The sequence below is a fragment of the Rhizobacter sp. genome, from assembly GCF_031412075.1.
GTDB lineage: Bacteria > Pseudomonadota > Gammaproteobacteria > Burkholderiales > Burkholderiaceae_C > Rhizobacter.
This window is the reverse complement of sequence record NZ_JANOCG010000148.1, coordinates 1-7,011: the sequence shown is the minus strand read 5'-3', so window position 1 is coordinate 7,011 and position 7,011 is coordinate 1. Positions and strand designations below refer to the sequence as shown.

The following is a 7,011-nucleotide window of genomic DNA, read 5'->3' as shown; positions in this document are numbered from 1 at the left end:
GCCCGAGCGCCTCGGCCTCGCTGTAGCCCGAGAGGGCGGTGAAGGCCGGGTTCACCTTGACGATCTTGCATTGGGCATCGGTGACGATGAAGCCTTCGCCGCTTTGCTCGAACAGCTTGGCGGCCAGCAAGAGTTGCGCGTTGGCCTGGCGGCGCGCCGTGACATCGTGCATCACGCCGACGAACTGCGCGGGCACGCCCGGCTCGTCGAACACCGGCGTCACCGAGAGCTCGTTCCAGAACGGCGTGCCGTCCTTGCGGTAGTTGAGGATGTCGCCATGGAACGGCCGCGCCTCGGCCATGGCCGAGCGCAAGGCCAGACGCGTCTGCGGGTCGGTGCCGGGGCCTTGCAGCAGGCTGGCGCTGCGGCCGGCCACCTCGTCGGCGGTGTAGCCCGAGATGTCTTCGCACGCCCTGTTCATGTAGTTCACCAGGCCGTGGGAGTCGGAGATCAGCACCCCTTGCGAGATCGCGCCGAGTGCGCTGTCGCGCAGGCGCAGCGTCGACAGGCTGGCTTGCAGGCTGGCCTCCACACGCTGCTGCTGCTCGACCAGTTGCAGCAGCACCTGGCGCGCCTCCAAGGCCGCCTTGCTGCGGTGTTGCCACGTCAGGTCGGTGGTGATCATGCCCAGGGCGCCGGGCAGACCTTCGATCAGCAGCGGGCTGACCGACACCATCACGGGCACACGAGCACCCGCCGGGGTGAGCAGGTCCAGCTCCGCGTTGCGTTTGCCGAGCGAGCCCTCTCGCAACAACCGAACCAGCGCCTCGTGCCCCTCCGGCGCAAACCAACTGTGGACCCGCGAGCCGATCACCTGCTGCAGCGGCCTCCCCGTCAGCTCGGCCAACCGCCTGTTGGCGTACGCGACCACACCCTCGCAGGTCAAAGTCAGGGCGCCTTCCCCCATCTCCTCGATCAGCGAGCGATAGGGCCGGTCCGGGCCATCGAGCGTGAACACGCGCCTGCTGCCGGCCGCGCCGACGAACAAGGCATCCACCTCATCCCCCAGGATGGCCCCGAGCGCCGCTTCCAGCTGCGCCACCTGGCGTCGCAAGCTCGCGTTCTGGAGATTCAGGTCGTCATGCGGCTGCAGTGGCGCGGGGGCGGCGGTCACCTCGACGGCAATGACGGCGCTGTGGGTGCTCATGGGGGTTCCCTGTTGTCTACCTGGGGGTCACTGGGGTTGCAGATCCAACCAGATCGCCACCCGTTCGCAAGGCAGGTGTATTTCACGCGCGGATCAACTCGCCGGAAGGCAGGAAAAACGCGTCAAAGCGGCTTGGCAGCGGAAGCCACGAACTTGAATCGAAGCGGCAGCTTCCAACTTGAATCAGGCCGCGTGCACAGCCCGCGCCGGCAGGCGGAAGGCCTCGATCGCTTCCTCGTGCTCCACCAGCCAGGTCTGGACGCGGGCCTCGTGGGGCACCGACAGATCGTCCATGATCAGGAACACCTTCTTGCTCGCGCCCTTGATCAGGCGGTGCAGAAAGCCGAGCAATGTGTGGGCATCCAGCGGCGCGTGGAAGGTGATCCAGCGCAACTGGCCCTTGTTGGTCACCGCCGAGATCATCGAGAGGCCGCGCCGGCTGCGTCGCATGCCACGCGGGCTGGATCGTGCCGCTGCGGCGGCCGGCGAGAGCCCGGTGTTCCCCGCCGTCAGTTGGCTGTTGCTGCCCCAGTGGATCTCGCCGCCTTCGGCCTTGGACTGGGCCAAGACCCGCGGATACCGATCCGCCAACCACTGATTCACCAGGAAAGACCGGGGGTCGAAGGCTTCGATCTTCGGCCGGCGCGCCGTGAAGCCCCAGCGCTCCAGGTACAGGCCCAGCGTGCGAACGGGCATGACGATGCCCAGTCGCTGCTCGATCAGGCGCGAGACGGCCGCGCGGTTCCACAGCGCGTCGGGCATGGCGAGCTGGTCTGGCGCGTTGTCGATGATCTGCTGACGAACCAGAGACTCCTGTTCGGGCGTGAGCATGCGCCCCTCGCCCGTTGCACGGCCACCGGGTGCACCGTGCAAGGCCCCGACGCCGAGCGCAGCATGGCGCTTGCAGATGCCAAATACGCCGGTGCGACTGAGGCCGACCTGCGACGCGATCTGCACATAGCTGCCGCCAGCGCGGCGCAACTCGATCACCTTGACGCGCATGTTGAACTTCGCTTCGCGCGGCAGCGAGCGCATGTTGACGGGCATTTCAACTGTCCGGATCGACGACGCGGGAGATCGGGCTGCGCGACCGCGCGAGCTCCCGGCCCAGCAACGCACCGAGCTCCTCCAGCGTGTGCTCCTTGCGCATCAGCGCCACCACGCCGAGCTCGGCGGCGGCAAGCCGCAACTCGTCTGAAATGAAACCCGAGCTGATCACCACCGGCAGATCGGCGGCACTCTCGCGCAGCGCCCGCGCGACCTCCAGGCCCGTCATCGGGGGCATGTTGTAGTCGCTCACCACGATGTCGAATGCGCCCGGTTGCGCCTGCACGGTGGCGAGGGCGGTGGCGGGGTCACTGAGGCAGGTGCCTTCATAGCCCAGGCGCTCCAGCAGCTGGCCCACCATCAAGAGCATGACTTCGTCGTCGTCGATGTACATCACGCGCTGGCCTTGCCCGTGCACGACCGGGTCGAGCGCTGCCGGAAGGGTCGCCACGGTGTCATCGGCCTTGGTGACCGGGAAATGCAGGTCGAAGGTGGTGCCGGCACCCAGGCGGCTGCGCACGGCGATGTGGCCGTGGTGGCTGGCCACGATGCCGTGCACGACCGACAGCCCCAAGCCCGTGCCGAGGCCGGGCGGCTTGGTGCTGAAGAAGGGCTCGAAGATGCGCATCTGCGTGGCAGCGTTCATCCCCTGGCCGTTGTCGCTCACGCTGAGGTGCGCATAGTCGCCGGCCGGCAAGGCGTTCGGGGGCGATGCATCGATGCGCACCGCGTCGATCACCAGCAGAATGCGCCCGGTGCTGCCAGACAGCGCCTGCCAGGCGTTGGTGCACAGGTTGATCACGATTTGCTGCAACTGGGTCTTGTCGCACAGGATCATCGGCTGTGGTGTCGTCTGCACGGTGAGCTCCAGCCTCACCGTGGCCGGCAGCGTCGCGCGCAGCATGTGGAGCGCCTCGCGCACGATCGGTTCGAGCGGCTCGGCTCTCAGCTGCGTCGGCTGGCGCCGGCTGAAGGCAAGGATCTGCTCCACCAGGCTGCGTGCGCGCCGGCCCGCCAGGCTGACCTGATCGAGCAGGGCGCTCGCTGTGTGACTCGGGCCCATGGCCTCACGCGCCATCCCGAGGTTGCCCAGCATCGAGCCCAGGATGTTGTTGAAGTCATGTGCGATACCGCCCGCGAGCGTGCCGATGGCGTCCATCTTGTGGGCCTCGCGCAGTTGCGCCTCGAGTGAGTGCCGCGTCTGCTCGGCCTGCTTGAGCGCGGTGATGTCGCGCTGCACACCGACGAACTGGGTCGGCTTGCCGCCCGCGTCGAACACCGGCGTGATCGACAAGTCGTTCCAGAACGTCGTACCGTCCTTGCGGTAGTTCTGCAGCTCGCCATGAAATGGCGTCACCGCAGCGAGCGCCTGGCGAATGGTTTGCACCGTCCGGGCATCGGTCTGCGGCCCTTGCAACCGTTTGCATGACTGCCCCAGCATCTCGGCCTCGGAATAGCCCGACATCGTCTCGAAAGCCGCGTTGACGTAGGTGACCTTTTGCTGAGCGTCGGTGATCATCACACCTTGCGAAATCGCGCCCAGCGCGCGGTCTTGCAAGCGCAGCGCGGCCAGGCTGGCTTGCAACTGCGCTTGCGTGTGCTGCTGGTCTTCGATCACCTCCAGCAGCTGGTGCCGCGCGAGCTTGTCGGCTTCGCTGCGCTGCTGCGCGGTCAGGTCGGTGACGACCATGCACAAGGCTTCGGGCAGCCCGTCGACGACGGACGGGTTGACCGACAGGTAGGTCGGAACGCGCAGGCCCTGGTCGGTCAGCAGATCGATCGCCAGGTTCTGCGTGCCGTGGCTGCCGTCGGCCAACAGGGTGACCAGGCTCGCGCGAGCCTCGGGAGCGAAGCACAGGTCGACGCGCGTGCCGATCAATCGGTTCAGTGGCCGGCCCAGCAGCGCGGCGAAGCTCCGGTTGCACCACGCGACCACGCCGTCCGGCGTGAGCGTCACCGCGCCGTCTGCCATGTCTTCGACCAACAAGCGGTAGGCACGGTCGGCGCCGTTCAGCGTGATCAGCTGCCGGCCCGTGTCGTCGGAGACGAACAGTGCATCTACATCACGGCTGCCAACGGCTCGCTCCGCGTGCGCGACGCGTGACGCCTGCCCGGGCGCCTGCGCCCTGCGACGCCCGTCCGGGGCCGGCTCCGGTGGGTGGTCGAGCGCGCCGGGGCCGGTGGTCGTGGTCATGGTGCGCCCGTCAAACGAGGCAGATCCAGCTCGCGAAGCACATCCTGGGTGTTCGACAAGTCGCCGATCAGCATGCGATGCGGTTTGGGCAGTTGTTTGACGAGGGTGGGCAGGGCGACGATCTGCGCGTCCTGCGCCAATTCGGGTTGCTGGTAAAGATCGATCACCTCGAGGTCGTGGCGGCCCGGCAGCAGGTCGAGACAGATCTTGCGAATGTTCGACAAGGCACGCAGCGAGCGTGGTGACTGCCCCGCCACGTAAAGGCGCAACACCCACACGTCGGAGTTGGCATTCATGGCGCGTCAGCCCGGCGGCTCTGGGCCATGTCCTGGCGGTCTTGGGTGAGCAGGTCTTCGCTGACCTCGGCCTGGTCGATCACGGCCAGCGCCGCAGCCTCGAGCGATGCGAATTCGGCGCGGATCGCCGTGACCTGTGCTTCCATCGCCGCGCGTTTGCTGTCCAGCTCTTTCTGCTTGCGCCCGATCTCCTGCTCGCGCGACAGCAGGGCCGAACGCTCCTGCGCCTCTTGTGCCAGCCGGGCTGAGCCCGTCAGCACTCCGGCCGGTCCGGTGTAGGGCTGGCGCAGCTCGATGCCCTGCGGCGTGAGCGAGAACTCGCGAATCTGGTTCGAGTGCTGCATGCCGCGCGACTTCAGCACGTAGAGGCCCCGGTTGCGCTCGCCGCCGAACTCCATGTCACGCACCATCAACCAGGTGTCGACCAGCGAGGAGATGGTGGCGTCGGTCTTTTCGATCTTTCCATCCACGGCACTGAGGCTGGTGAAAAAGCCGGTGATCTGGCGCACCTTGAGCGCGTCGACCAGGCGCAGCAGCATGCCGAGCACGTCGTTGGAGTCGCCCAGGGCGGTGAAGCTGCTGAGCGGGTCGACAACCACCGACTGCGGGTCGAAGCCCTGGATCGCCCGCAGCATGGTGGCCAGGTGCATTTCCAGTCCCAGGTGGCTGGGCCGGGCGGCGTGGAACCGGAGCAGGTCTTGCTCGACGAACGGGGCCAGGTCGAGCCCGATCGTGCGCATGTTGCGCATGATCTGGTTGGCCGACTCTTCGAAGGTGAAGAAGATGACCCGCTCGCCACGCTGGCAGGTGGCTGCGGCAAAGTGCGCCGCCAGGCTGGTCTTGCCGGTGCCCGCCGTGCCCGAGGCCAGCACGCTGCTGCCCTTGAAATAGCCTTGGCCGCCCAGCATGGCATCGAGCTCGGGCACGCCGCTCGGCACGCGTTCGTTGCTGACCTCGTGTTGCAGGCCGACCGAGGTGATGGGAAACACCGAGATGCCGGCCGAGTCGATCAGGAACGGGTATTCGTTGGTGCCGTGGGTCGAACCGCGGTACTTGACGACGCGCAGCCGGCGCGAAGACACCATGTCGACCACGCGGTGGTCGAGCATGATCACGCAGTCGGACACGTACTCCTCCAGACCTTGCCGCGTCAGCGCTCCCGGTTCGCTGCCGCGCTCGCCGGTGATGACGGCCGTGATCTGCCTGTCTTTCAGCCAGCGGAACAGGCGGCGAACCTCGGCGCGCAGCACCGCCGGGTTGGGCAGGCCGGAGAACAACGATTCGATGGTGTCCAGCAGGACGCGCTTGGCGCCGATGCGGTCGATCGCATGCCCCAACCGGATGAACAGGCCTTCGAGGTCGAAGTCGCCATACTGCTCGACCTCGCTGCGTTCGATGCGCACGAAATCAATCGCGAGCAGACGCCGGGCCACCAGATCGTCGAGGTCGAAGCCGAGTGAGGCCACGTTCTGCGTGAGGTCGACGGCCGTTTCTTCGAAGGCCATGATGACGCCGGGTTCGCCGTAGCGCAGCGCGCCATGGATCAGGAACTCGATGCCCAGCAGCGTCTTGCCGCAACCCGGCCCGCCGCACACCAGCGTGGGCCGCCCCTGGGGCAAGCCGCCGCCGGTCAGCTCGTCCAGGCCCTGGATGCCCGTGAGCGATTTGGAGATCTGCTGGGTGGAGGACATGGCGCGCGCCGGCTTCCGATCGAACGGATGCAAGTTGCCGGGGGTACCGATGGGCACATTGCGTGAGGGCCGTCATCGCGAACGGGACGATTTGCCCTTCGACAGACTCCGCTCTGTCAGTGGGGCTGTTTCGCTGCGCTTGCAGGGTGGTCGCTGCCTGATTTCGTGCACCGCCCGTGAGGCGCGGTGCTGCTTGCAGTGTGCGCCTCTTCTCGGGTGACTCTCGGACTTATTCGGGCCGCTGCCCGTGCAGTCTGCACGCAGATGAAGGTGCGCAGCGCCAGCCGAGCCGGCCGACCTCGAACGAACCTCAGGCTCGTGTCAGTCTGAACACCGACACCACCTGGGCCAGACGCTGGGCCTGGTCCTTGAGCGACTCCGCCGCGGCCGCCGATTCTTCCACCAGTGCGGCGTTTTGCTGCGTCATCTGGTCGAGCTGGATCACCGAGGTGTTGATCTGCCCGATGCCGTCGCTCTGCTCCGATGCCGCCGCGGTGATCTCGCCAATGATATCGGCCACACGCTGCACCGAGCCCACGATCTCGTTCATGGTGGCGCCGGCATCGGCCACCAGGCGCGAACCGGCTTCGACCTTGTCGACGCTGGCGCCGATGAGGCCCTTGATCTCGCGCGCGG

6 protein-coding genes are annotated in these 7,011 nt (G+C 67.1%); all 6 read right to left on the bottom strand.

The genetic code is table 11. The annotated features are described in order from the left end of the window. The coding region (locus RMO40_RS05430) for a PAS domain S-box protein (protein WP_309717400.1) at nt 1–1,147 on the bottom strand (1,147 nt) is incomplete at its 3' end. A gap of 183 nt (nt 1,148–1,330) precedes the next feature. After that, nucleotides 1,331–2,194, bottom strand: a complete 864-nt coding sequence (locus RMO40_RS05425; RefSeq protein WP_309717398.1) for a winged helix-turn-helix domain-containing protein — start codon at nt 2,192–2,194, stop codon at nt 1,331–1,333. Nucleotide 2,195: 1 nt separating this feature from the next. After that, complete coding sequence (locus tag RMO40_RS05420; protein ID WP_309717391.1) at nt 2,196–4,388, bottom strand: PAS domain-containing protein; 2,193 nt, start codon at nt 4,386–4,388, stop codon at nt 2,196–2,198. Then, nucleotides 4,385–4,684 carry a circadian clock KaiB family protein gene (locus RMO40_RS05415; RefSeq protein WP_309717389.1) on the bottom strand — a complete coding sequence of 100 codons (300 nt, stop codon included), beginning with the start codon at nt 4,682–4,684 and terminating at the stop codon, nt 4,385–4,387. Before RMO40_RS05415 ends, RMO40_RS05420 begins: the two co-directional genes overlap by 4 nt. Further along, complete coding sequence (kaiC, locus tag RMO40_RS05410; protein ID WP_309717386.1) at nt 4,681–6,375, bottom strand: circadian clock protein KaiC; 1,695 nt, start codon at nt 6,373–6,375, stop codon at nt 4,681–4,683. Before kaiC ends, RMO40_RS05415 begins: the two co-directional genes overlap by 4 nt. Nucleotides 6,376–6,685: 310 nt before the next feature. Then, nucleotides 6,686–7,011: methyl-accepting chemotaxis protein (locus tag RMO40_RS05405; RefSeq protein ID WP_309717383.1), on the bottom strand; the 326-nt coding region annotated here is incomplete at its 5' end.

Bases quoted from the DNA above. Each gene is read 5' to 3' on its own strand.
- RMO40_RS05425 (WP_309717398.1), bottom strand. From the start codon at position 2,194: ATGCCCGTCAACATGCGCTCGCTGCCGCGCGAAGCGAAGTTCAACATG.
- RMO40_RS05420 (WP_309717391.1), bottom strand. From the start codon at position 4,388: ATGACCACGACCACCGGCCCCGGCGCGCTCGACCACCCACCGGAGCCG.
- RMO40_RS05415 (WP_309717389.1), bottom strand. From the start codon at position 4,684: ATGAATGCCAACTCCGACGTGTGGGTGTTGCGCCTTTACGTGGCGGGG.
- kaiC (WP_309717386.1), bottom strand. From the start codon at position 6,375: ATGTCCTCCACCCAGCAGATCTCCAAATCGCTCACGGGCATCCAGGGC.